The 25,848-nt window shown below is 67.6% G+C and carries 13 protein-coding genes; 10 read left to right on the top strand and 3 right to left on the bottom strand.

The window, feature by feature from the left end; translation table 11 throughout:
- Positions 1-109 precede the first annotated feature (109 nt).
- The 9 genes from THSYN_RS09990 (at position 110) to THSYN_RS09945 (ending at position 19,722) form a co-directional block, all read left to right on the top strand.
- Positions 110-2,197 carry a choice-of-anchor X domain-containing protein gene (locus THSYN_RS09990; protein WP_100919011.1) on the top strand — a complete coding sequence of 696 codons (2,088 nt, stop codon included), beginning with the start codon at positions 110-112 and terminating at the stop codon, positions 2,195-2,197.
- Positions 2,194-4,452, top strand: a complete 2,259-nt coding sequence (locus tag THSYN_RS09985; RefSeq protein ID WP_100919010.1) for a vWA domain-containing protein — start codon at positions 2,194-2,196, stop codon at positions 4,450-4,452. The genes THSYN_RS09990 and THSYN_RS09985 overlap by 4 nt, the downstream gene beginning before the upstream one ends.
- A 179-nt stretch (positions 4,453-4,631) precedes the next feature.
- Positions 4,632-5,060 (top strand): hypothetical protein, encoded by a 429-nt coding sequence (locus tag THSYN_RS09980; RefSeq protein WP_100919009.1) that lies wholly within the window; start codon positions 4,632-4,634, stop codon positions 5,058-5,060.
- A 63-nt stretch (positions 5,061-5,123) separates the two neighbouring features.
- Positions 5,124-8,423, top strand: coding sequence for a tubulin-like doman-containing protein (locus tag THSYN_RS09975; protein WP_100919008.1), 3,300 nt, complete (start codon positions 5,124-5,126; stop codon positions 8,421-8,423).
- A 42-nt stretch (positions 8,424-8,465) separates the two neighbouring features.
- Positions 8,466-10,943, top strand: coding sequence for an AAA family ATPase (locus THSYN_RS09970; protein ID WP_100919007.1), 2,478 nt, complete (start codon positions 8,466-8,468; stop codon positions 10,941-10,943).
- Positions 10,940-13,927 (top strand): Zn-binding domain-containing protein, encoded by a 2,988-nt coding sequence (locus tag THSYN_RS09965; RefSeq protein WP_100919006.1) that lies wholly within the window; start codon positions 10,940-10,942, stop codon positions 13,925-13,927. Before THSYN_RS09970 ends, THSYN_RS09965 begins: the two co-directional genes overlap by 4 nt.
- A gap of 93 nt (positions 13,928-14,020) precedes the next feature.
- A complete protein-coding gene (locus THSYN_RS09960; protein ID WP_100919005.1) occupies positions 14,021-16,465 on the top strand; it encodes a hypothetical protein in 2,445 nt (814 codons plus the stop codon).
- A gap of 69 nt (positions 16,466-16,534) precedes the next feature.
- The gene (locus THSYN_RS09950) at positions 16,535-18,214 is read left to right on the top strand and encodes a P-loop NTPase family protein (protein ID WP_157817564.1); all 1,680 of its coding nucleotides are present in this window, start codon (positions 16,535-16,537) and stop codon (positions 18,212-18,214) included.
- Positions 18,178-19,722 carry a hypothetical protein gene (locus tag THSYN_RS09945; protein WP_100919002.1) on the top strand — a complete coding sequence of 515 codons (1,545 nt, stop codon included), beginning with the start codon at positions 18,178-18,180 and terminating at the stop codon, positions 19,720-19,722. The genes THSYN_RS09950 and THSYN_RS09945 overlap by 37 nt, the downstream gene beginning before the upstream one ends.
- 91 nt (positions 19,723-19,813) lie before the next feature.
- Here THSYN_RS09945 and THSYN_RS09940 read toward each other — a convergent pair whose 3' ends face one another.
- The 3 genes from THSYN_RS09940 to THSYN_RS09930 all read right to left on the bottom strand — a co-directional run bounded on the left by THSYN_RS09940 (position 19,814) and on the right by THSYN_RS09930 (position 25,361).
- Positions 19,814-20,962 (bottom strand): hypothetical protein, encoded by a 1,149-nt coding sequence (locus THSYN_RS09940; RefSeq protein ID WP_100919001.1) that lies wholly within the window; start codon positions 20,960-20,962, stop codon positions 19,814-19,816.
- A gap of 132 nt (positions 20,963-21,094) precedes the next feature.
- Positions 21,095-21,838, bottom strand: a complete 744-nt coding sequence (locus THSYN_RS09935; RefSeq protein WP_100919000.1) for a hypothetical protein — start codon at positions 21,836-21,838, stop codon at positions 21,095-21,097.
- 88 nt (positions 21,839-21,926) lie between these two features.
- A complete protein-coding gene (locus tag THSYN_RS09930; protein ID WP_157817563.1) occupies positions 21,927-25,361 on the bottom strand; it encodes a hypothetical protein in 3,435 nt (1,144 codons plus the stop codon).
- A 187-nt stretch (positions 25,362-25,548) separates the two neighbouring features.
- Between THSYN_RS09930 and THSYN_RS09925 the strand changes: the two genes are divergently transcribed.
- The gene (locus THSYN_RS09925) at positions 25,549-25,746 is read left to right on the top strand and encodes a winged helix-turn-helix domain-containing protein (RefSeq protein WP_100918998.1); all 198 of its coding nucleotides are present in this window, start codon (positions 25,549-25,551) and stop codon (positions 25,744-25,746) included.
- The last annotated feature ends 102 nt before the right edge of the window (positions 25,747-25,848 follow it).

Raw genomic sequence — 25,848 nt, 5'->3', positions numbered from 1 at the left:
ATCGCACGCAGCCGACGCAAAGCAGATGGTGCATGAGTGGCCGCAACCGGCATGGGGCCGACGCCGGACCGCCCGACGGCGTGCGCGCCTGGCCGCGATTCTGTGCGCCATGGCGCTGGTCTGCGGGGCGCCGCTCGCGCAAGCGGCAGCCGTCGCGCAGGTGGTGGTGATCGTGGATACCTCGACCAGCATGGCCGCGACGAACATGGACCCGCACCAGGTCTCCCTGCTGGTCACCGGTCTGCTCGCGGACATCGTGCCCGGCGCGTTCGCCGTGGTACGACTGCTCGACGTGGGCGAGGACTCTCGTCTGATCCCGAGCCGCAAGACCGGCGAGCGGGTCCGTTGCAGCGAATCGCCCAATGGGCAATGCCAGCGCGTCGAGGCCCAGGGGGACTGGGAGACCCTGGCGCGGCAGGGTCGCCTCGGCGTGCTGGAGCGGGGCGCGCGCGCGGATCGGCGCTTCCGCGGGGCCTTGCCCGAACATCTCAAGCAAAAGGCCAACAACTCCATGTTCGCCCTCGCGTTCCGTGCCGCCCGGGGGGTCTTCGACCAGCTCGACGCGGGGCCGCCGCGGACCGTGATCTGGCTGTCGGACGGGCAGGATGACAACCCGGACCGGGTCCGCGCGGCAATTGGTGAGCTTAAGGCCGATGGCGTCGCCATCGAGGCGGTTCTGTTTGGCCAGGGGGATGCCGCGCTGGCGCGCGGCGCCGGTCTCGAGCCGCGCGTCGTGCCGACCCCGGCGGACCTGATGCGCGCCTTCGCCGCCGCCCTGCGCACCGCGTTACGCGCACCCTACGCCATCGACGCGCGGGTGCAGGAACAGCCGGTGTTCCGGATTCTGGACGGTGCCGAGCAGGTCTGGGTGGTGGCCTACGGCGATGACTCCCTGAAGGGTGCGACCTTGACCGGCCCCGGCGGCACTGTCGTCGCCGACTATGCCGCGGCGATGTTGCCCAAGGCCGGCGCCTATCGCGTCGCCTATCTGGAACGCCCGGCCGCCGGCGACTGGCGCATCGCGGTGCAGGGGGGCGGGGCGGCGGCGGCCTATGCGGTGATTCAGTTTGCCGATCTGACGCCGGTGCTGCTTTCGCCGACCGGCGCGATGGCGGGCACCCCGGCCTTGGTGGAGGCGCAGGTGAGGATCGGCGGCGCCGCGGGGACGCCGGCCCTGGCCGCACAACTGACCTCGACACGGCTGACCCTGGAGGCCGAAGGACAGTCCGTGGGGCTCAACGACGCCGGGCGCGATGGCGACCGGGTGGCCGGGGATGGGCGCTTCGGCGCCTTGGTGACCTTCCCCCGCGCGGGGGTACAGCCGGTGACCTTGCACCTGGATTCCCCACTCGCGCGGCGGTCGGTGTCGGGCCAGTTGGAGGTGGGCGGGGCCCTGCGCTTCGGTGCGCCCGTGGACCTGGACTTAGGTACCCTCGGGCTGGCCGCCGAGGCCTGCCGACCCCTGCCGATCGCGCCGACGATGCACGCGGGCGAGGTGCCGGTACAACTGGCGGCACTCCGCGCCCTGCCCGCCGACCATCGCCTGGCACTGCGGTTGCCGACCGGGGAGTTGGAGCCGGGCGGCGGCGCGCTGCCCTTCGCCCCCGGCGCTGCCGCGATCCTGTGTCTGCGCACCGGCCCCCGTGCGCCGCACTCCGTGGCACTGGGCGAGCCCTGGTTGGAACTGCGCGCGGCGGGCACGCACGGCGAGCCCTTGACGATCCGGCTGCGTTGGCAGGTGCAAGGACTCGGATTTCTGGCTCGCTGGGGCTGGCTGTTGGCCCTGCTCGCCGCGGCGCTGGTGCTCGCCCTGATCGTCGCGGGCTTCATGGTGCCAAAGCGCTTTCGCCCGACCCTGGGCCTGGTCTTCGTCGAGACCCGGGAGGAGTTGGACGAGGTCCAGCCGCTGTCGATCCGGCGCCAGTGGCGGGGCGTGGGCGCGGGGTTTTATCGCGACGCGCGCGCCTATCTGCACGGCAATTACCGGCTTTCAGGCCGCGCCGCCGGGGCCCTGGCCTGCCTGAAGGCCGAGGCGCGCTACCCGCGCGCGCTGCCGGTGGCGCAGCAGCTCTATCGCGAGAGCGCCGAGGGCGACTGGGAGGAGGTCGCGCCCCAAGGCTACCCGGCCCGTCCCGGCTTCGATTTTCGCATCGGCGAGCGCGGCCCCTACTTCCGTTTGTCGAATATGAGCCGATGACCCTCTTACTGCGCGTGCTGTTGTCGATCCTGCTCTGCTGCACGGCCTGGTCGGCGGTCGCGACCGATCATGTGCGGGTGGTGCTCGATACGTCCTTGTCCATGCGGATCGCGTTGCAGGGCGGCGGCGGTCGCAACGACCCCAACCGCCTGGCGGTGCTGGCGACGGCGATGCTGTTCGACCTCGCGCACCCGAACACGACGCTCGGAGACAGCTTCGCGGTCATCCCGTTCGATCAGGACTGGCTGGCCTGGCCGGCGACCGATGCCGAGCCGCAGCCATCCCGGCGGCCGATTTTGCGGGCGGGGGTTGGCAACCGGGCCGCGTTCCTCGGGCAACTGAAGGCGATCCCCTACGATAGCCCGATGACCTATTTCTACCCGGTGCTCGCGCGGGCGCTGGATGACCTGCCGCCGCCCGCCGATGGGCACCGGGTCAGGGTGATCATCCTGGTGACCGACGGCGTGCCCGAGGCCGAGACCCGCGAGCGCGAACTGGCGCTGATCCGGGAGCGGCTGTTGCCGCGCCTGAGCGCCGCGAAGGTGCAGCTCTATGTGCTCGCGTTCGGCAACGATGCGCTGCGCTATCGGGCATTCTTCGATCAGCTCCTGGCGGCGGCCGGCGGGGACCGGCCAGCCGGCGGTCTGATCCCGGCCCAGGGCGCCGCGGACCTGCTGGACGGGATGGTGCAGATCTTTACCCGCAGTTTCGGCTATCGCGCGGACGAGGCGCAGCCCGTGTCGGCCCTGCCGGGCCTTGACCTGGCCGGCGGGGTGAGCCCGGAGCGGGCCATCGCGCTGGTGATGGGCACCGTCCGCAACCCGACCGCCCGGGATGCCCCGGCCCCGGCGCTACGCCTGACCCCGCCGACCGGTGCGCTGCTGAATGCCCCGGACGGCGCGCTGACCGCGGCGGTCCCGGGCGGTGCCTATACGCTGTTGCACGTCCTGAACCCGGAACCCGGACGCTACGGGCTCACGAGCGACGGCTCCGGTGCCGTCGCCGCGGTGCTGCGACCGACCCGCCTGGCGCTACGGGTGTTGCCGGCCCGCGCCGGGGACGAGACGGGGCGCGCGATGGTCGGTCGGCCGCTGGATCTGCGGGTGCGCGTGGCGCCGGCCAGCGGCGGCGGCGACCCCGGACCGGTGGGGCTGAGCTTCCGGTTGCTCGGGGAGCGACTGACCGCGGCCGACGGCACCACGGGCCACGCCTTTGTCGGCGACGCGCTGCCACCGGTCGATAACGTCGGCGAACCCGGCGCGGAGGGCCGGGACTACCGGATCATCGCGACCTTCCCGGCCCACGGGGCGGACCACCGGCGCCCCTACCTCGGCTATATCGAGCTGCGCGCCTACCGCGGCGAGGCCCTGGTGGGCGAGCTGACCGGCGATCAGGCCCACCCGGTCCGGATCGAGCCACCCGGCAGCGTGTTTCGCACCAGCGGGGTGACGGTCCCGCTGGATTTCGGGCCCCTGTCCCTGGGCGCGCAGCGCTGCCTGCCGTTCGATCCGGCCGCCGAGCACTATGGCGAGGTGGCGCTGAAGCTCACGACCACGCACGCCTTGCCCCAAGGGTTTACGCTCTGGGTACGGCTGCCGCGGGAGGAGATCCGACTCGCTGGCCCGGCGGTCGCGAGCCTGCCGGGTGACCGCTACGAGCTCTGCCTGCGCGTCGCCGACGACGCACGCACTTCGCGCCTGACGGACGACGACCGGTTGCGTCTGCAGGTGGCCGGCACCACCGCGCCGGAGCAGGGCGTGGGGATGCGCGTCAGTTGGGAGGTGCAGGGCCTGAGCCTGTGGCAGGCGTTCTGGCGGCACTGGTGGCGTTGGATCGCGGGCGCCCTGGTCGCGACAGTGCTGGCGACGCTGGTCGGCGGATTTATCGCCGCTCCCCGGTTTCCACCCAAGCTCGCGTTGGTCTACGTCGCGCGTCAGGATGAGCTGCAGCAGAGCACCGCGGTGGCGTTGAAGAATTACCGCGGAACCGGTGCCGGCTGGTTCCGCCCGGCGCGCGCCTATCTGCACACGGACTTCAAGGTCTCGGGGCGGGGGCGGGGAGCGCTGGCCGGTCTCGTCGCTAAGGGCCGTACGGTCATGGTGGTGCCCCTCGCCGCTGACCTGTTCTACGAACTCGATGCCGACGACTGGATTGCGGTCGGGTCAGCGGGCCGACAGGCAAGGGCAGGTGGCGAGGCCTATCGCATCGGCAGTCGCGGGCCGTTCTTCCGCCTCGCCCTGCGCGGCGCATCCTGACGAGACTGCAACACCATCGGCCCCCTTCATGATGATCCGCCCTGATCGACGTTGGACCGCAACCGCGCGCCTCGCTGGGCGGCCCAATGGCGTTAGAATGCGGGATGCCGCATTCGCAATCGTGGGAGCCCCTGACGGCAGGCCGTCGGCCTGTGCCCGACTCCCGCTGGAGGTAGCCATTGCTGCTGTTGTTGTTCAAGGCGCTGGTGATCGTCTATCTGGTCGTGGTCGTCTGGCACCTGCGTGCGCGCCCGGCATTCCCCCGCGATCTGGTCTACCGGGTCGAACACTGGGAATCCGCCGAGCCAGGCGCGTCGCAGGAGGTGGAACCGTGGCCGCTGTTTGCGACGCTGTTCGGCCTCAGGCCGCGACAGCGTATCGACGTGCTCGGGGAGGAGCGGCCGATCGCCGAGATCTTTCCGACCGCCGGGCGCAAGCATCAAGGCGCATTGTTTGCCCTGAGGCCGGGCCGTGGCTTTCGGATCGGCTCCGGCGACGGGCCGGAGGCCGGAGCGGCGGGGGTGTTTTATCCCGAGGTGTGTACCCGCTATCGGCTGTGGCACGACGACAGCGACAAGTCTTATTCCTTCATGCTCGAATACCGCTAGCGTCGGACGCGCGACTGGCGCGGCCTGCTCATCGGTCCCTCAACCCGCAACAGGAGACAGCCGATGGCTGAGGTTAACGGCAAGCGTCAGGGCAGTGTCATTCCGACCATGTTCATCGGGCTCGGTGGTGTGGGCTCGCGCATCGTGGACCGCATCGCGCAGCGCGCCGCCACGCTGGACGACTGGGAGACCAAGCTGCGGCCCTTGACCAGCTTCATCTCCATCGATACCAACGAACTCGACCAGCACAAGCTCAGGTACATCCCCGACGGCAACCGCATCAATATCGCGGCCTTCGACAAGACCAGGGTCATTGAGGGCTTCCGCCAGTCCGAGGAGCAGCAGGCGCTGCAGTGGCTGGACCGCGGCTACGAGCCGCGCCCCGGATTCAAGCCCGGCGCGGGTCAGATCCGGGTGGAGTCCCGGCTCGGCTTCTATTACCACTCGCCGACCATCCGCCAGCGCCTGAAGGAGCTGGTCGCGGCCAGCCTCGCCCCCGGCAATACCTGGCGGCAGTCCACGCCGCCCAAGTTCAACATCTATCTGTTCTGCACCCTCGCCGGCGGAACCGGCTCCGGCAGTTTTCTGTCCGCCGCGTACCTGGTGGACGCGGTCATCCGCGAGCGCCAATGGCAACCGCGGGTGATCGGCAATCTGCTGCTGTCGACGCTGATGCTGGATAAGGTCGGCCCGGAGCTGCACGCGGACATCCATGCCAATGCCTACGCGGCGCTGAAGGAGATCGAGCATCTCAACAAACTCGATTACGATCAGGTCAAACGCGGCGGTCGCCGGGCGGAACCCTACCCCTACTTGCGCGACGACACCACCCGCCTCGCGACCTCGGAGGACGACGTAACGATGGTCCACGGCCGGCCCTTCTTCCTGTCGTTCCTGTTTGACCGCCCGGCCCACATCAACCTGCCGGACGTGGAGGCGGCCATCGGCGACGGCGCTTATTTGCAGACCTTCACGCCGCTGATCGACAACCTGGCGAGCGAGTTGGACAATTACGAGAAGAACCTGGAATCGCTCACCCGCTTTCCCGGCGAGTTGCGCGATGTCGGGCTCGGCTATTCCAAGAACTTCGGCGCCTTCGGTGCCGTCGTGATGCATCTGCCCGCGCGCGACCTGCTGGAGTACTGCGCGCTGCGGTTCGCCGCCGAGGGTATTCGCAGCCTGATCACCTTCGGCATCGATCCGCGCGCGCCCGATAACGATCGCGCGCGGGCCCTGGCCCGGCTGGCCGTGAACTATTCCGACCCGCGCTTTCTGCGCCTGTCCGAGCAGTCGCGGGAGCGCGAGATCAATCAGGCGTTCATCACCTCGGTGCAAGAGCTGGCGCGCCAGGACGAAAAGGAAGAATTGCCGGACGGCATCTGGGCGCAGATGGTGCAGGACATCGACGACGGTCGGATCAGCGGCCGGGATGAGAACGGCGACCCGGTGCGGCTGCCGTCCACGATCGACCGCGTCGAGACCGCGCTGCAGGAGAGCCGCCGCACGCTGATGAACCGCGTATCGATCAGCCAGCGCGCCTTCAACTATCCGGCCGAGGCGGTGAGCCAGTATGCCGACTACATCGACCGGCTCAAGGAGGACGTGCGGGCGGCCCGCGCGGCGGTGGACGAGGGCCTGCGTGGCCTGCTCATGGAGGCCGAGGAAGGCGAGCCGATCGCCCGGCTGCAACTGGACCCGGTGGCCGAACGCTTCTTGGTCCTGCGCCTGCTGGAGCGCCTGACCACGCGCTGGCTGCCGCAACGCGAGCAGGAGCTCAAGGCCGCCCAGCAGCGCGACATCGGCAATCCGGCGGTCCTGGACCGCCTGGAACGGGAGCTGTTCGACAAACAAAAGGCCGAGGCGCAAAAACGTTCCATCTTCAGCAAGGACCAGGCCTTCCTCGAGGCCCGTGACGAGGCCTATGAGGGCTACCGGCGCGCGGCATCGGCAGCACCCAAGGTATTGGACGCGGAGGTGGCATTACGCCAACTGCGGGCGCTGCAAGCCTATCTGGATACGCGCGCACGGCAATACGCCCGGCTGGCAACCCGCATGGACGCGCTGGTCTCGGAGCTGGAGCGGGAGGCGGAGCGCTATCGCAGCGGCGAGGCCGTGATCGAGCCGCGGTACGCGCTGAGCATTGAGGTGCTGCAGACCCTGGAGGAGCCGCGCACGCGGTTGTGGGACCGCGCCTACCATCATTTGTTCGTCGATGGCGCGGCCTACCTCGGCACCTTTGATCGCAAGACCCTGAGCCAGACTATCGCCTCCGCCCTGAAACCGGAGGTGGATGCCGAGGGCCGGGTGCGGGAGAAGGGTATCGACCGGCTGGTCGCGGATCTGCGGCGGCGGTTGGTCGAGCTCGGTCGCTCCCGGTTGGCCCCGCGGATCGTCGGCGACGAGACCGGCCCCGGCCTGGACCTGATGCGCGGCCTGGAACTGGAGGCACGGCTGCAGCTCGGCCGCGGCAAGGACCCCGACGATACCATCGAAGATGGCGAGGTCAGCGAATACGAGCGGCAGAAGTTTCTTGCGCTGGCGCAACTGGCGGGGGTATTCGCCCGGGTCAGCTCGGCGGAGGCGTCGGCCTTCGACGATGGCGTCAAGGTCAATCGCACGCGCCAGTTGATCCTCGGGCACCAGGCCGGGGGCGACTCCAGCGCCCAAGAGGCGTTCGTGCGGCGGGTGACCGACGTACTTTCGGCGGGTGGCCGGCAGGTCAAGGTGGATCGCTGGCACGAACCGCGGCTGATGATCGTGCATGACGTGGAGTCGCCGATCCCGGCCTACTACTTCGATCCGGTGGTCAACGAGATGGAGGCGGCCTATCTGCGCACGGCCGCGGACGAACGGCGCAGCTACAACCTGCACACCGCCTACAAGTGGGAGAAGGCGCTGCCGAACCTCAACCCGCGCAAGTCGCGCGTGACCGTGGGTTGGGCACTGCTCAAGCTCGCCGAGGGCCTGGTCAGCGGCGTGATCCGGCGCGACGGGGGCGACTGGCTCTGGCAGACCCCGGGTACCGGCCGCCAGCAACTCGGGCGGAATCTCTCGACGGCGCTTTACCGCCTGGGCGAGTATCACCGCAAGCCGAATCTGGTACAGATCCTGGAAGAGGCGGTCACGGCACGGTTTCGCGAGCTGGGTGAGGACACGGTACGCGAGCGGCGCGGGCAGCTCCGGGACGTGGTGCAGAACTACCTGGTAGGCATCGAGCTGCGCGAGGATCAGGGCCGGACAACGCCCGACGATGCCCTGGACAAACCGATCTTTGCGACGGTCAAGGCATTGTTGGAGCGGGAATTCGAGCCGCGCACGGCGCCCTCGGCGGCGGCCGACCCGTTTGAGAGCCTGGGTTTCTAGGCATGGTCACCGAATGCCCGCTCAGCTGAGGGAGGTCCCGATGTGACGGACACAAAGGCTTCGCAACGGCTGCCCCCGTCCCGCCCAACCCTGCTGATCGGCGAGGGCGCCTTCGGCGCGGACGTACTGCGGCGGGTGTTGGAGCATTCAGCCCTGCGCGGCGTGCTGGAGCGGCGCGTGTCGGGGCCTGCCGGCACGAACGGCCGCCGCCGGGATCTCGCACTGGCCCTGATCGATCGTGGCGGCCCGCACGCACCGTCGGCAGCGGATTGGGGACGGGAGGGGGGTAGCGAGACGCTGCGCGACGTGTTCGCGCAGATCGATGTGCTGAGACCGGCGGCCGGCGACAAGCCACCGGTGGACCGGCTTGCCGGGATCGTGAACGAACTGATGGCGGTATCCGCCAACGCAGGTGCCCAGGGTACCCTGCCGGGTCTGGATCTGGTCGCCGTGGCCCGCTGCGACAGCCTGGATACGATCGGTTTTCTAAAGCTGCTGTTCAGCGAGCTGCTCGATCGGTTGGAACCGATGGAGGTGTTCGCGAGCGGCCTTGGGACCGGTCGGCGGCTCGGCTTCATTCTGATCCTGGACTTCACGAACTACCGCGCAGACACTGGACTTGGGGTGCGGGAGGCGCTCGGCGGCTTCGTCGAGCATTGGGAAAGGCGCACCGCCGAGGGTCGACTGGGCTGCGATCGGATCTACCTCAGCGACGGGCAGACCACCGCGGGCGTTCGGGACAGGCAGGCCCGCGCCGACGAGGCGAGCGCGTTCCTGGAGTTGCTGCTGTTCGAGGCGCAGCGCGGGGGCGACCGACTGCAACCGTTGTTCCAGGCGGATGGGCGGGAAAGTCCCGTCGCGACCTTTGGCGTGCGCATCGCCGACTGGAACGCGGTGCTGTTGTGCCGACTCGCGGCCGCCTGTTTTGCCATCCAATGGCTCGATCACCTGGCAGGAAACCCGGACGACAGTACGGCTGTCGAGCCGGCACCGCTGCTCGAAGCCCTGGACGGCTTCCGGCCCGCGGCCCTCGACGGGCTGGTGCATGCCGAGCGCTTCCGTGGTCTGGCCGATGACGAGCTGCTCGCGCTCGAGCGGCGGTTGCGCGAGCGGGACTTCCGCAACCGGGATTGGCTGAGGTGGGCCGCCGAGCGTCTGGAGGAGGAGCTTGCGCGCGTCGATGGAAGTATCGGCAAGCTTGCGGACGAGAGCCTGCGGGAGATCTACCGCGACCACCTGACGCCATTGGGACAACGCATCCCGGCAGCGGTCGTCGCGGCCCTGCACCATCCGGAGCGCCCGGCCTCCCTGTCCGCCGTGATCGCCGCGATCGAGGGTGCCGGCACTCAACTGGGCGCTGAACCCGGCAGTCCGCGCCAGGCGAGCAACCAGGACCAGGGGCGCTGGTCGGAGGCACTGCGCGCGTTGAACGCCCGCCTCGCGCCGCTGCACAAGCGCTATATCCACTACCGCGAGCTGCGTCTGGAACCCGAGAAGATGCGTCGGAAGGGTTGGTGGTGGATGTTCGCCGGGCTGTTGACCCTGGGGTTGTTGCCGATCGCTATCGATTTTTCGCGCGGGTACGGCGTGCCACCCGACCTCGCCAACATCCTGGTGGTTGGCCCGATACTGTGGCTGCTGCTGGCCGCGGCTGGGCAGTTCCTGGCCCAGGGGCGGCTGGCGTCACGGGTGCAGCGGACCGAGCTGACGTTCGCGCACCCGCAGCAGGGTCGCCTGGTAGCGGCGCTGCGTTCGCTGCTCGGCCACCGCGGCGAGATTCGCGCGACTGTGCGGGGGCTGGTCGCCAGTGCGACCGATGAGCTGAAGCTCATTGTCCGCTCCGAGGCGACGCGGGAACTGATCCGGGTGCTGGCCCGCCTGCAGGAGCGCCGTCGGGAACTGCACTGGCTGCGCGAGCAACTGCGCAACTTCCTGCGCTGGCAGGGGGTCGCGCTCGACGACCGGAATCTGCCGTCGGACTACGCCCCGACCTCCGACGAGGTGACCGGTATCCGACGCCAGCATAAACGCCTCAAGGATCTCCAAACCGTGCTCGATCTCAATCCCGTCGGCGAGGGCCACTTCCGCACCGCGCAGGGCGAGAAGGAACCCTTCGTCGATTGGGACGAGCGCTACAGCGACGCGTTTCTGAATCCGTTCCGCTTCATCGCCGACCTCAGTGCCGATTATGAGGCCCGCGTGCGCAATCGCGACAGCGGACTGGCGGAGGCCGAGCAGCGGCGGCGTCAGGCGGCCGAGTTCATTAGGGATATCGCGGACTGGACGGCCTCGGGGAAATTCGAGACCGCGTTCACCTGGCGGACACAGGAAGGCGTTCCACCACTGGCGCAGTATTGCCTGATGCCCGGGGTCTGGCATCAAGACCCGGAACTCAGGCTCTATCTGATCGATCAGGGCCTGGACGAGGCCAACATCCTGCCCGGCGTGGACGGCTCCCGTGCCTATCTGATCAAGGTGCTGCTCGGCGTCAAGCGGGGCGCCCTCGGGGTTGGCAAATGAAGGTGCTTGATCTGTTGCTGCTGCTGTTGCAATTGGCGAGTGACTATGTGTTCTGGATTGCATGGTTTCTGCTGGGGGCAACGCAGGGGATCGCCGGTATCGTTGACCGGCTGGCCCAGGGGCGGGAGCGCAATCGCGACACCGGACCCCTGTGGGCCAGCGTGGTGCTGTGGACGAGTGGGTGCTGGCTTGTCCTGCTACCTTTGTGCTACCTCGCCGATTGGTTGCCCGTCGGGTTTTGGCCGCTGGGGTGGCCCCGGTTTTTCGACCGCACCGGTTTCGGCAACGCGGCCGGCGCGGGGGACATCAAGCTGTTTCTCCTCGCCCTGGCCATCCCCTTCGGTGTCTTTGCGTTCCTGGTGGCTTGGGGGTGGTGGCGCGGCGGCCCGGGCGCGCCAGCGCGAGACGCCGAGGCGCGTTGGCTTGCCGGTTCCATCGGCAGTTCTATCGACGGTGCCGGCGAACGCTGGTCGCGGCTTTGGGTGCTGCTGCTGGCGTTTCCACTGTGGGCCGTGCTGGCATGGACCAGCGGCGCGCTCGGCGGCGGACCGCAGGGTTATCCCGCCGCGCTCTGGGCCAGCCTCGGCACGGTCATGATCGCGCTGGTGATGGTGGCCCTCAGCGGCCCGCAGCGGACTGCCCTGAGGCCCGAGACCGCGAGCGAGCCGCCGCCCGCTCCACCGCCCCAGCCGCTGGACTGGCCGGCGGCGCTGCGGCGGCGCGGGGTCGATCTGGAGACGCTGATCCGTCTCCCCGCCAGCCCCCCCTGGCCTGCCCCGCGCGGTGCCGGCGTGGGCGAACTCGCCCGGCGGCTGGAGCGCGCCGGTCTCGGCGGCGGGGCGCCACAACTGATCGAGGCCTTGGCCGCGCTGCTGAACCCGGTGCCCGGCGATGGCCTGGCGCGCGTTGTATACGCGCCAGACCTGTGCGGCCAGGCCGAGGGCATTGCCCTGGGCGCGCTGTTGCTGGACGAGCGCCTGCATGTGACCACGCTCGTGGTCTGTGCCGACGGCGCGGACGTGCTCGCGGCGGCGCTCGAGGAGGCCATGCGGGCGCTGGGCCGCCCGAACGCGGTGGCGGTGGTGACCAGCCGGCTGGAGCAGCTGCGCCAGACCAGTCTGTGGATCGTCGATGCCAATGCCTTGTCGGACCTGCTGTTGCCCATGCTCAGGGACCCCGCCACCTTGCGCCGCATCGGCATGATCGCCTGGTGGCAGGTGCATGAATACACCGGCGTACTTGGGGCCAACATGTGGGCCGTCTCGCGCCGGCTGCACCGTCTGGTGGATGCCCGCGGGCGCGAAGATGTGAGGGTGCTGGCCTTTGTGCGCAGCGCCTTTCAGGGCGACGATCAGGCCTCGCGGTTCGTCAAGCGCCTGTTGCCGACACGATTCGGTGCGAACGCTGAGGTGCTGGTGCCCCGGTCGTTTGCGCATCCGGTGCAATTGCACCGGCTGACCAGCCACCAACGTTTTTTCGGCGATCTCGCGAGTGCTGCGCGGTTGCGCGAGCGCGTGCGCTTTCCGGTACTGGTCGCGACGCTGGTGTCGGTCGAGGAGGGTTGGCCGACCGCTGTCACGGTACCGCCGACGGTCAGTGAGCCCGAGGTACGTGAGGTGCGGGAAGTGCTTGCCGCGGACGGCGCTGGCCGATTGGTCCCGTCGGGAGAACGGGCCCTCGCCTGGCTGGCCGAGATCGGCGATCGGGATCTGCTCGCGTTACTGGAGATGGTCTGCTGCGGAGGCCTGCGCGTCGGCGGCAGTGGCCCTTTCCACGTCGGCCTGCAGCGGTCCGCCAACCCCTACGCCGACTTCCTGCTCACCCAACTGGGCGACACCGGCTCCGGGCGGGTCGGCTTCGATGCCGCGCGCCGGTTGGTTGGCGCGGAGGCGCATCCAGCGATCGTGGAACGACATCTGTTGTTGGCGCTGAACGAAATGCCAGATACTGGGCAGGGTTTACTCAACACCTTCCTGTGGCGCGAGGACGTCGTCGAGCGGACGCTGGATGACCTGGTGGCGAAGGAGAGGGTGCGTCGGCGAGCGGTGCGTTTCCTTGACGCGCGCGACCGCTTGCAGGTGGAGGTAGAGTACCAGACGAACCGGATTCCGACCGATGAGGCCCGCCCGCTGGATACCATCGGCACCAACCTCATCGAGGTGCGTGAGGCCACGGACAGCGGGCCGGACCGGGGTGTGCGTCTGCGCATCGACCCGGAGCGGCTGACCATCCTGGCCTACCCGCTACGCGCGTTCATGTATCGGGGCCAGCGGTATCGCGTGCGCGAGTGGCAGAATCTAGATAAGATCATCGATTTGGGATGGCTGGAGTGTGAGAAGGATGACCGCTTTGCCTTGACCTGGCGCATCCGTAAACCGCTCCTGCGCGAGATCGAGGCCACCGGTCGTGCCGTCAGCTTCGGCCGGGGCCAAACCGACAAGGGCTCGCTGGAACGTGTTGCGGTCGCTGCGACCTATCTGGAGGTGATCCACGGGGTGCGGCGGGTGGTTCCGAACCTCACCACGGGCACCGGCTCGGTCGATGATATCACCTGGTACCGGATGCCGATCTCCCAGCGCTTCCGTACGCGGGCACTGGTGTTGCGGTTGCCGGACGCCGCGCGTCTGGGACTCATATCCCTGGCCCAGGTGTTGCGGCATATGCTGCCGGTGCATATCGGTGCGGAGGCGGATGCACTCGACGCGGTGCCGGTGCTCGGCGAGACCATTGGCAGTACCAAAGTGTCCGGCATCGCCATCGTCGATCTGTTCCCGGGCGGCATTGGCTTGATCGAGGCGCTGGAGGACGACAATGCGTTGCTATTGAACCTGCTGGCACGCGCCCGCGGCTGGCTGGCGGCCTGTCCCTGCGCGAGCGACGACGGCTGCGAACGCTGCACGCGGTCCCCGGCGGCCCTCGCGGACAACCCGGATGAGCTGCCGCGTCGGCGGGACGCCTTGGAGCTGATCGAGCAGTACGTATGACCGTGCCGGTGACGGTGCCGCTGCCCGTGATGTCGATGGGTCCGGTACCCCGTTCGGTGATGAAGGTCGGAACCATGAGATGAGGAGAGCGCGATGTTCAACGCCGAGCGACGGCGCCAACTGAGTGATCTTGACGCGATGCTGACGCGCTGGGGCGAGTCCGGAGGCGCGTGCGACAAGGCACCCGCGGTGGCTGTGACCTGGCGGCGCGAGTACGACGCGCTCAAGGCACTGATCGAGCGTAAACGCCGGGGGCTGGCGGGGCTGCTGGTCGGCGCCGCGGAACTCGCGGCGATCAAGGAACGCTTCGACGGACTGGATCAGGCAATTGGCTTGATTCGTGCCGTGGACAATCTGTGCCAGTCCATCCGCAGACGCCTGACCGCATCGACACCAGTCCCGGTTGGTCCATTCCTGCCCCTGGGTCAGGAGATCGAGCGTAAGCGGGCGGCCATCCTCGCTGCCATCGACGAGTCTGCGCGCATCGATTCGATCGATGCCGGTGTTTTACGACAGACGCGGTCTGCCCTGGATACGCTGTCCCGGCGAGCCCTCTGCCTTGAAGGCCTGGTGGTGGTGTTGCAGCAGGCACTGGAGCACCGGGCGCGGTTGCAGAACATGGGCCGAGACGAATTCGATGTACTTTTCAGCGCCAGGTTCGCCGCGGGCGTCCCTGAGGATCCGGACGCCTGTGCGCGGTTGCGTGACGAGGTCCAGGGCATCCTGTCCGAGGCCACGCCGATGGCGACGGGTATGCCGCCGTCAGGACCGACCGCCGCGTCCGCTCCAGCCACATCAGGGTTATCGGCAGCAGCCACGACTTCACCCGCGGCGCCGCCGCCGCCCTCCCCTCCTGTAACCGAGGCGCTCGCGGCCGGTGCGCCGAGTGATATCCTGGATCAGCTCTATTCATGGGTGATAGAGGTTAAGGTGCCCGCGGTGCGTCGACCCGCGGACGAGACCGCCTTCACCGACATCAACGTGCGCTTCCGCCAAAGCCGGGATCAGACCGACAGGGTCGCAGCATTGAACGAGGCCGACGCCCTGCTCAGCGGCTTCCGGGAGCGGGCACGGACCTGGCGGGACCAGCGATTGGGCGAATTGCGCCAAGTCTGGACGGAGGTCGCCGACCTGCTCTTGGACACCACCGCGACCAACCAGGCGGTGGCGGAGCGCCTCGCACCCGAGATTGATCGACTCGCCATGGCGGCCATCGATCCGGCGCATGAATTCAGGAACTGGACTGAAGGTTACGACAGCGCCAGGAGGACACTCTGCGAGACCCTGGACGGTAGCCGACGCTTCGACGGCTGGTGGAAGGACCGGCTGGACCGACTCGGCGCTTGCCAGGCCCGGTTGCAGGCGGAAATGGCACCTTTGATCGATGGGTTGCAGTCTCGCGCCCCGCTCCCGGATTGCTGCACGCAACTCGCCCGGGCTGACCAGTTCCTGGGCGAGTTGCGAACACGTACCGGGGCGCAGGCGATCCTTGCCGATCTGCCGAGGGTGGTGGAACAGCAGCACGAGCTCGACCGGTGCGAGCGTTGGCTCACCGCCATTAAGGAGCGTTGCGAGGCGCTCGCCAGCCTCCCGGCCGCGACCGGCGTAGACGCCGGTACCCCGGCCGATTGGCGCGAGCCATTGCAAGCCCCTGGGAACGACAACCAGCAGCAGCGCAAGCCGCTAGAGGAATGGGAAGCGGCGCTGGCCGGGTGGGAGGGCCAGTGGCGCATCGCACTGGAGACGCTTGCAGAGCGCCTGGAGTCCCGCGCCAAAGCGCACGCCAAGCTGCGTAGTCAGCCCACGACCGTCCCGCCGTTGCCGACGGACACGGACGCGCCGACACTGCTGAGGTATGCGGGCCAAGCCAGGGAGTCGGCCCGGGTGCTCTACAACGAGGCGCAGGCCGAGGCGCTCGATTGCGCCGAAAAGATGCATCACAGGTTGACGCAGGCGTCGGCCGGCAATCTCGGGCATGGCGAGCCGGCGTCGGAGCTGGTGCTTAAGCTCCGCAATCCGGCCGCGAGCCAACCCCGGGACACCGCAAATCTGACAGATCTCATCGCCGCCGTCGAAGAGCGACATCAGGCACTCGCGCAAGCGCGCGAGGTGATGAAAGAGCTGCCGACGCAGGAAGAGCAGCTCGATCAGCGGATCGCGACCGCGCGCCGGACCTGGCTCGCAGTCAAGCCCCGGTTCGATCGGGCGCCAGTCGCTGACGGTGTGGCCTTGCGGGCGGACTTCCTGCGCGGGCGAGTGGAGGATCTGCTCGATGGGACCGCGCTGGCCGTCGCGGACCTGCCGGTCAGAGAACAACAGTTGGCGCGGGCAAATAAGTTGATCAAACGCATCGAGGACCAAGTGAAGCGAAAGGACCTCGCTAGGCTGGATCAACTCCTGACGCAATTGCAGGCGTTTCGCGGCAGCGAAGACGCGAATCAGTTGTTGGCGACGGTTCAGCAGCAAATCGCGACGGGCGCGGAGGAGCCCGCCAAGTTACTCCACAAGATCGATCGGTTCTTGCAACAGCATCCCTGAGACTGGCACGATACAGCCGGATTTCAGACGGAGTTAACCAATGCCGACCACCGACCAGAGTTGACGATCATGGTAACGAGACTGACCGATTGGCCAGCGCTGGCTGGCCGCGGCCTGGATACGCCACTGGAGTTGCCGGTTCAGCGGGCGTCTTGGGACGGAGCGGGCTGGCATGGCCGCGGCGGCTTCGACCCGGTCGGGGCCGGACTGGACCTTGACCTCCCCTTGGGCGCCGAAGACGCACCGGCGGCAGGCTTCGCGTGGCAGGTCCGTCAGGACCGGTTTGTAGCGATGGCCTTCGCGCCCGCTCACGAAGGTTCGCCGGGGCTGCGGAAACACTTGCTGATCTGCCGACGGCCCGAGGGTGTGCCCGCGGCCTTGGTCGCGGCCGCCTTGCTTGCGGGGCTGGCGGTGCCGGACGGACCCGATGGGGTCGATCCGTCGTCGCCGCTGCCCGCATTGCCGGAGTCCGTCAAGCTTGACCGCGACCAATTGGCCGATCGGTTGGAGAGTGGCATTGCGGACCTGCTGCGGATTCTGACCGACGACGACTTGACTGCACTCTATGCGGCCATCCTGGCCGGCGACCCCTGGGTCCCGTTCTGTCATCAGCGGCAACCCCTGTCCGCGCTTGCGATCCTGGCGCTGTTGCTGCCCTTGGAACGGACGCTCGCGGATGACCTCTCAGTGGTCGGCTGGCTGCCGTCACGGGGCCTCGACGCGATGAAATTGCAGGGACACTGGCGCGTGATTGTCTGTGGCGCGGTCGACAAACCGGGGCAGTTGCCGCGCAACCAGGGCCAAGACCCGCAAGCGTGGCGGGCGCGTCAGTTGGTTGCGGCCCTCAGGCGACGCGATCCTGGCCTCATCGATGTCGGTATGGTTGCTCGGACAGCCTTTGCCGAGGCGGGCGACAGGCCCGTCCCCGTTCCCAATATCCGCATTGCCGTCTGGGGTCTCGCGGGTGCCGGCAAGACCACGCTGATGATGGCCTTGCTGGGTATCCCGCGTCCTGATTCGTCGGTACGCTCGTGGTCCTTCACGGCCGTGCAGGAAGCCGGCGATCAGAGCTTCTTCATCGGGAAGACCTTCGATGCAAATCGGTTTCCGTATGCGACGACCCCCAGCGAAACTCCGGAACGCTATGAATGTATTGCCTGCCGTACGGACGATGGTCCCTGCTGGCGAATCGTGGTTGAAGATCGCGCCGGCAAGGAATACGAAAATCTTGCCCCGGCAGGTCGACAGCGCACCGATGGCGACTCCGGATCGGCGTTGCTGGCAAAACTGCGGGAGGATACCGACGGGATATTGCTGCTGATCGATCCGGAGCGGACCGACGCCGATCCCTATATCAGGCAGATCGTCACGACCCTCTATGGGAAAGGGGCGCCGAATCCTGATCGCCCGTTAGCCGTTTGCATCTCCATGTGCGACCGGTTGCTCAATGACTTCGACGACGTTCAGCACGCCAGGGAGAACCCGCAAGGATTCGTCGACGTCCTCAAGGACAAGAAGCTCAAAACACGTTATGCGCGGTCGCTGGAATTTATCCAGACTAACGTTGCGCGAGTGGCGTTCTTCCCGATTTCGGCGGTAGGCGTCCGGCCGCGTTGCGGCATCCTGTTACCGACGGTGGTCTACGACGATGACCTGACGCCACGTCCGCTGTGGACCGGCACCAATACCATCCATGTGGAGCGGCCTTTTGAATGGATCTTGGATCAGATCACCGGGGCACAGCCCTAGACCTGCTGGCTTGGCCCGCGCTTGCGGGTCTCTCGGCAGCGCTGACCTTCGAGCTGCGGTTCTCCTGCGGGGTCTGGGGTAAGGCGCCCGGCGCCACGACCGACTACCGCTGGCTCGCCACGAGCCCAGGGTTCCCTGCGGATGATGACCTTGCGATCACGCTGAACCTCGGGGCCGAGGATCGGCCGGAACGGTCATGGCACTGGCGTGGTTGGCAGGGCCGCTGGTGCGCGTTCTGTACCTATCCGAGTCGGGCCATCGACGCCTTCGGCCGGCGGGGCTTCAGCGAGAAGCAGGTGCTGATTGCCGAATCCGATCCATCCTTACCAGCGGCAGCGGTCGCGCTGGCCCTGCTGCCCTTGTTGCGGGCGCGAGACGATGCCGTCTGGTGGGAACGCGCGCCACAGTCTGCCTGGGTGGATACGCGGTATCGGTTGGCGATCACCGCCCCTGCCGACGGCCACATCAGCGTTTCGGCACATGAACTGCGCGCAACGATCCAATCCGGTGTGTCCGCGTTGGCCGCGGCGCTGACCGAGGCCGACCTCGCCGCGGCCTACGGAAACCTGCTCGGCGACCGCGCGACGCTGTTGCCGAGCGCCTTGGCATTGAGTCCTGAGGCCGTCGCGGCCCTGCTGCTGCCCCTGCCCCGGGCGGTCGCGGACCGTTGCGCCATCGCCGGTGGGCTCGTCTCGAGCAGGCCGCGCTGGGAAGAACTGGAGCGGCGCTGGAATCTGCTCGTTGTCCCCGACTCTACTCGATCCCAGCCAACCGCCGGGCAGGAGTCCCTCTCGGCGGCAGGGGAACGGGCATTGTTACTGGGTCAAGCGCTGCTGCGGGCGGATCCAACACCGCTCGGCGGGTCCGCGTCGCCGACAGCGGAGGCGAACGCCGACCAGCGCGCAGACGCGGATTCCGCTGTCCGGGACGGGGCGGGCACATCCGGCCTGCCCGTCCGCGACCTGCCCCTGACCCAACCGCCGGCGGAGGCCCCGGTGGCCATCAAACGGCTCTGGACGTTCGCGGCGCGGACGGACGCCCGCTGGATCGAACCGGATCAATTGATCGAGATCCTGGACGGAGGCCCCAGTGCGGATGCAGCCCAACGGCTGCGGGCCGCGCTGGGCGCCTATGGCTCGCTGCTGCTCCGGTGGATCGATTTCGTCAGCCATCACCCACCACCCGCCGCGCAGGCCGAGCACTGGCAGGTCAAGGTCGATGTGCTGACGGCCCTTGGGCTCGCCACTGTCAGCGATCCCGAGGTCCGCGCACAGCTGAGAATGCCCGATGGTACTCGGGTGCCACCACTGCTCTATTTCCCGGTGCTGGTGCCGCCGCAGACGGGGCTGGCGACCCACTGGGACGAGAGTACCGGGCCGACGGAGGCGATCCGGCGCAGTTTGCGCTGTCGCGATCACAGCGTCCGGGAACCGATCCGCGCCTGGCTCGAACGGGCGGGGCTAACAACACCTGAGCAGGCCGACTGCGTGCCTCACGAGCAGCAATGACTGAAGCCTGAGCGTTCCGGCGAAGATGCTCGTTTGACTGCCCCGCTCCAGCAACCCCCGATCAGGCTAGGTTCTGCGCCGAACCAGAGGGTCAGCCGGATCGACCCGAGGCGCCGTTCACCGTCACGATGGCAGGCCCCGCAAACCGACGCATGGGTATTCGCAGCGACCGCCAATGACTGGCCAGTTCATCCGGGTTGAAGTCGACGGCCGTACAGGCCAAGCGCGGGCTACAGACGAGTTGCTCCATGAACTGCCGCTCGGCGTATTGCAGCATGCTCCGGATGTCTGTCGCGATGGGTCCTGACCCGTCGAGTTTCAGTTGGGCCGGGGCGCCGTGGTAGATCGCGAGCACCTCCACCCCACGGCATTGATGCAGATACGCGAGGGGTGTCTCGATGTCGGCGCGACCAGCTACGCCATTGGCCCCGGCGGGCAGCTCGGCCTTGTCGTCGAGCAGGGTCAGGCCCGGCGACTCGCCGGAGATGACTAACACCCTACGAGTGGTTGTCGCGTCGTCCCAGTGGAGCGCGAAGGCACACTCATCGAGTGCCTCACCTAAAGCGTCGATGAAATCGCCCCCGGACGTACCGACAACCTCGCTTAGTGCCTTCCGCAAGGCATCCACGGTGAATGGCGTGAAGTGGCGGCGCACGTCCGGGTCCGGCGGGAAGAGGACGTAAGCGCTCTTAAGATCGTCCGCAAGAATGTCCGACAGCGGATGATCGCCGTAGGCGAGGACACGAAAGCGGGCGCGCGCCACGCCGTCCACCAGGGCAGCCGCCAGCACGGCCAGTTGATCGATATGCGCCTGCCAACCCGTGGCCGGGTCGGCGCCCTCTTGCCTGTGGCTGCGCAACAGCCGGGAGGTGCCGTCGAGCAGGATCGCCATGTCGATCGCCGCTGGCGCAGCGACCGGGGATAGGTAGTTGGCCGGGAGGGGCGCGCGCGCGGGCAGAATCAGGAGCCGCGTCCCTGCGTCCGCCTCGACGCGAATCCGGTTTGCCTCGTCGATGCGAAGCCACAACCGCCTCGATTCGCTGACCTCGTCACTGCGCGGGAACGGCACCTCGACCAGAAACCGCTGATGGCGCTCATCATCGTTCACGGCGAATTGCACGGGGCCGCTGCCCGGCAGCGCGGCCACAAGCACCACCGCACGCTCGCCCGGTGCTTCAAGGGAGAAGCTCAGATCGATGGGCTGGTAGGTCTGGCCGTCAAGGCCGGTGATGGTAATCATGCGTTATTGCCGCGTCGCTGCTGCCTGTTGATTCTGTTCGATCCGGCGCCGCCCGAAGCTGTGGATTCGATCCACGCCGGTAACCAACGTTGCCGGAGTGCACCGCCCCCACCAGAACCGTCGGACGCAGCGCTAGCGCAATCCAGGGAACTGGCCCTGTAACCACGAGCCCACCATCGCACCGAGCAATGCGCCGATGAAGGCCGCCAGTACCGCCCAGCGCGGTCCCCAGGCGCGGGTGGACGGCCTTGGCGAAGGCCGCGGGGCCGCGGTCGGCCCCCCGATGCCGGCGGCCAGTGTCGCCATGCTGGCCTCGATACGGTCGAGCCGCACGTCGATCGCCGGGCTCGCGAGGGTGACCAGCAACAACTGGCGCAGCTCCGGCGCGAACCCGTTCAATCGGTCGTACCAAGTCGCAAGGGCCTCCTCGGCGGCCATGGTTAAAGGTACCACGAGGTGTTCGCGGGCTCCAATGGGGACCGGTTCGGATGGCTGGACCGCGACGAAGCCATCCTCGTTCGGCGCGATCCGTAGCGCCCGCGCCGACGGCTGAGCAAACCCGGCGGAGGGCCAGAGCGTGACCGATGCCGCGGCACCTCGCGGGATAACCAAGAGCAACAGCAAAGGTCCGACGATCGCCTCGAGGGCGGCCGCCAGGTCCAGGATCACGGCCCGTTCGCTCGGATCACCGGAGAACAAGGCCACGCGCTCCGCGATCCCCTCAAGCAGCGGGGCGGCGGGCGGTTGCGGTGTGTAGCCGATCAACACCGCCGATACGGCAGGATCCTGACTCGCCGGCGTCGTAGCCAGGGTGAAGCGAAAGACCGCCGCATCCGCAATCCCCGGCGGCGAATAAAGGGTCAGCGGATCGTACATTGAAGCTGCTCCCACTGGCATTGCGCTCACATAGTAACCCAATTTTCGGATCGATGGCGGCGGGAGAGCCCTACCGCGCAACCGGGAGTCAGATTGAGCGGGCGAGGCCCGGCCCAGCGCCCGGATTCCAGGCAGTGGCGTGGGCATAGAGCAGCGCGTCGACGACGCTCATCCGCTCGCACGCGCGACGCCACGGAATACCCGTCAAAGCATTCGCCAGTCCACCGCGCAGGCTGGCGATCCAGCCGCGATCATCGCGCCAAGGCGCTGGTACGGACACGAGAAACAGCCTGCCGATCCCAGCGATCCCGAGAGTCGGCAACAGCACCGCTGCCATATGCACTGCGGCGATCTCGCTCGGGTACGCTTCGCCTGGCTGCGCATGACTCGGCGCGAGCAGCTCCGGACGCTGTTGAGCGGCCCTAAACAGGTCTTCCAGCAACAGGAGCGGTTCCTCGGGCATCGGGCTGCGGCGGTCGGCAAGCCGCGCGGCAAGCAACCGCAGCGGATGGGTGGTCAGCGAGCGCCGGATCGATGTGTTTGCGTCGTGTGCCCCGGTATCCTGCAGCAGGTCGGCGATCGGCGACCAGTCCAGACGACGGCCGATCGCGCCCGGTAACCTGGGCACCAGGGCGGCAAGGGTTCCCTCTGCGGCGAGATCCACCTCGTACCCAGCGTCAAGAAAGGCGGCCACATGGGTAAATCCCTGCTCGGCGAGACGCAGAGCGGCCCGACGCCTCGGGAATGACGCCGCGTTCGCCTCGGGCAAATCCGCTCCTTCGAGGGTCTCAAGGATCGGGCGGCAGGCGGTTGGCTCCTGGATGCGAGCGGCCACCCAGCGTCGCAGATCATGATGCCACGCCATCCGGGCCTCTGTCGGCAATTCTTCGGCCAGTGCCAGCACCTCCTTCGGGGCGTGCATGAGCGCCGAGACCAGCGAGCGTCGGCGCGCCGCCAGCGCGCGCTCCCGGCGTCGGCCACAGCGCGCGAGCAGGAGCGCCGATTCGTCCAGTGTGAGCGGGACTTGGCGTGCGGAAGGCCCGGTCGCGAGCCATCGCAGCATTGGTCCGGCAATTTCCTGTCCCGCGGCATGTTCGGCGATGAAGACCGCAACGTCCCCGAGATCGAACGGCATTTCGGCACCCTCGACGAGTTCCAGGAGGCGCGCCAAGGCGCCCGCGTTCGCACAGAGTCCCGCCAAGTCGGCGATCTGTTCCGGCTCGAAACAACGCACGCGCGGCCAGCCGTGGCTCCCCCTTTGGGGACGATCTACCCTTAGGCGCGGTAGGTCACCCTCATCAAGGCCCGGCTCGCGGACTACGGCCAGTGCCAGTCGCCAGCCCTCCAGCGTCGGCTGGGGCGCAGTCGCACTGTCCCAGACCGCCGCTTGTAGCCAGGCGACGGCGCACTGGCGCCGACTCTGGTCGTCAAGCTGGGTGTGCGCGATCCAGAAATCCCACAGGCCGGAAGCGATCAACCCTGTGATCGTCTCGTCCATCCGGCTCTCGCAGCGTTGATCGATGAACCTCACCAGTTGCGCCGCGCGGTCGCCGCTCTCAGGCAGTGCTCTCAAGAGCCCGAGCAGGCCAACGACCGACAGCGTCTCGGTCAGCCTTTCCTGATCCAGCAGGCGCGCGGCGATCACCGGATCAAGCGGGATGCGTAGATCACCGTCGGCACCGATCAGCATCCGCGCATCCATGGTCCGCCCGGACGCCGCGAGGAGCGCATCGACCATGGCAGGCCGGGACTCGTCATCGGCTTGTTCGAGTGCTCTTGCGAAGCAATCGCCCAAGGGCTCGACCTCGTCCGCGCTCTCCTCGGCAGCCGTGAGCAGATCCAGCAGTACCAAATAGGTCTGGGGCGACAGCGTCGGCACCACGGCGGTGATGAGTCTCCGTGCGACCCTCGCCAAGGTTCTCGGGTCGAGCGTTGCTGAAGACTGCAATCTGGCAACCAATTCGCCGATGAAGGGACACCATGCCGCTGCCGCCTCCGGCCGCACCGCGATGTCTTCGGCCAAGGCGAGCAACTCCTCAGAATCAGCGGAGCTCAGATAGAAGCTACCCCATCCCGAAAGATCAAGGATGCCCGTCCCGACGGACTGCAGCAGCGTCGGCAGCCAGGCTTTCGCGCGCGCATTTTGCACCACGGCGGGTCCAACACTCGGGTGTACCGCGAGAAAGGTCCCGAGTACCCCGGACAGGATCAACGCATCCGGAGGCGCAATTCCGAAAATGGCGTCAAGATCGGTACCTGCCACCAACTTGCGCCGCAGCTCGGCCCCGATCAGCGCTGGCCGGTGGATCGCCAGTGCAAGCAGGCGTTGCGGTGCTACTGCTTGCGGTGCTGCATCAATCTGCCACCCATGCTCGATGAGAACCTGTTCCAACACCGACTGTAGTCGGCGCGCGCCGGGATTCAGGCTTGACGGCTCCAACAATACGAAATCCCCAAGCGCGGCAGCAGGGAAACGTCGCCATTCCGCGACGCTCACCAGCTGTTCCCACGGTATTGCCGCATCGGCAAGGGCAGCATTGAAGATGACGACCCGGAACAGCCCTTCCAGATTGCGCTGATCATCACGTCGCAGCCCCTCGGCCAGACGGTAGCAAAGCGGCAGATTTCTGGTCTGGGCTGCCCAGTCCGTGCATTGGTCGGCATTGCCCCAGTCGCAGCGGTTCCCATAGGCCAGGAGGCCCGTCGGCAGCGTCAGCGTTTGCTCAATGAGCGCCTGGGAATAGGCGAGGACGTCGGGGCGCAGCTGTTGTTGGAACCGTGGCATCCCGTCGGCATCGGCGATGAATACCGACTTATCGGCTGCAAGCGCGGAACGCGCGAGGTGCTCCGGAATGGCAATCAGTCCCGCGCGCTCCCGGCGGATGAACAGCCCAGGGACCAGCGTGAAAAGGCGAAGGCGCAATGACATTTTCCATGTTCTTGGCAAGGCCGCGCGTGCGACCAGGATCAGTCGCTGGAGATCGGCATCTGCCCTGAGTTGGGCGGGCTCGGCCGCAACCGCCAGCACCCGACCTTCCTCGCGTGCTTGCAGCAGACAGGCCAGCAGAGAAATCGCAGCACGACGCCGGGTTCTGAGGATGGTCAGGGTATCCGAGTCGGGCCAAGTACCCTCATCGGTCACGTTTGCCGGCGCCTGGTCGTCCAGCGGAAAGGCTCCGGACTGTCCGATCAACACGCCCGGATCGCAGCCCGGCCCGATCGCTTCCCGCAGCCAGAGCCGCAGATGCGCGCGCGTCGATGGGTGTTCATCGCCAGCGACCCACCGCCCGATCCGTGCAATGCAGAAGAAGTCCCGCCACTCGAAACACGACCAGATGTCCTGATTGTGTAAGCTGTTGGAGTCAGCCGCGGGCAACTCCTCGTAAGTAAGCCATAACGTCAACTCCCGCAGCCAGCCCTGTTCGGCGGCCAGCGGTGTTTCAGCGCGCAATATGCACATGCCGCCGGAATGTTGCGGTGCAACATCAAGGATGGCCGAGACTCCGGGCGTTGGTAAAAGCATCGACGCATGGCCAAGTCGCAAGCACCGTAGGCCGATTATACCGCGCGCCTGCTGGCCGGTGCAGCCAGATCGAAGGAGTGGTTCTTGACCAAAACCGCCGAAAATATGCACTAAACCGCGCCCAGCGCGGGATACGTAGGAACTTGCGCAACACACTGCCCCGCCGCGCTGGACCCTCAAGCGCCTCGTGGCCTGGATCGAGACGCGCCTTCAGCGCTGCGTCAGTCGTGAAACGGTCCGTCAGGCGCTCAAACGGCTGGGGTTCTCCTGGAAGAAGGCCAAGGCGCTGCTCAACCGGGCCACGACCGCCGCCCGCGAAGCGTTCGTCGCGCAACTCCAGACCCTCCTGCAGCGCACCTTAGGGCCAGAGAGCCCCCGCTGCTGATCTATCTCGACGAAACGCACATCCATCAGGAGGCGGATCTGGGCTATGGTTGGGCGCCTCTGGACGAAAACGACGCTCGATCCGGAGGAAGAAAAATTACGC

Source organism: Candidatus Thiodictyon syntrophicum, assembly GCF_002813775.1.
In the GTDB taxonomy this organism is placed as follows: Bacteria; Pseudomonadota; Gammaproteobacteria; order Chromatiales; family Chromatiaceae; genus Thiodictyon; species Thiodictyon syntrophicum.
Note: the sequence above shows the minus strand (reverse complement) of the source record. Positions and strands in the feature narration are given on the sequence as shown.

Bases quoted from the DNA above. Each gene is read 5' to 3' on its own strand.
- THSYN_RS09985 (WP_100919010.1), top strand. From the start codon at position 2,194: ATGACCCTCTTACTGCGCGTGCTGTTGTCGATCCTGCTCTGCTGCACG.
- THSYN_RS09930 (WP_157817563.1), bottom strand. From the start codon at position 25,361: ATGCTTTTACCAACGCCCGGAGTCTCGGCCATCCTTGATGTTGCACCG.
- THSYN_RS09960 (WP_100919005.1), top strand. From the start codon at position 14,021: ATGTTCAACGCCGAGCGACGGCGCCAACTGAGTGATCTTGACGCGATG.
- THSYN_RS09965 (WP_100919006.1), top strand. From the start codon at position 10,940: ATGAAGGTGCTTGATCTGTTGCTGCTGCTGTTGCAATTGGCGAGTGAC.
- THSYN_RS09940 (WP_100919001.1), bottom strand. From the start codon at position 20,962: ATGATTACCATCACCGGCCTTGACGGCCAGACCTACCAGCCCATCGAT.
- THSYN_RS09990 (WP_100919011.1), top strand. From the start codon at position 110: ATGGCGCTGGTCTGCGGGGCGCCGCTCGCGCAAGCGGCAGCCGTCGCG.
- THSYN_RS09950 (WP_157817564.1), top strand. From the start codon at position 16,535: ATGGTAACGAGACTGACCGATTGGCCAGCGCTGGCTGGCCGCGGCCTG.
- THSYN_RS09975 (WP_100919008.1), top strand. From the start codon at position 5,124: ATGGCTGAGGTTAACGGCAAGCGTCAGGGCAGTGTCATTCCGACCATG.
- THSYN_RS09935 (WP_100919000.1), bottom strand. From the start codon at position 21,838: ATGTACGATCCGCTGACCCTTTATTCGCCGCCGGGGATTGCGGATGCG.
- THSYN_RS09945 (WP_100919002.1), top strand. From the start codon at position 18,178: ATGGATCTTGGATCAGATCACCGGGGCACAGCCCTAGACCTGCTGGCT.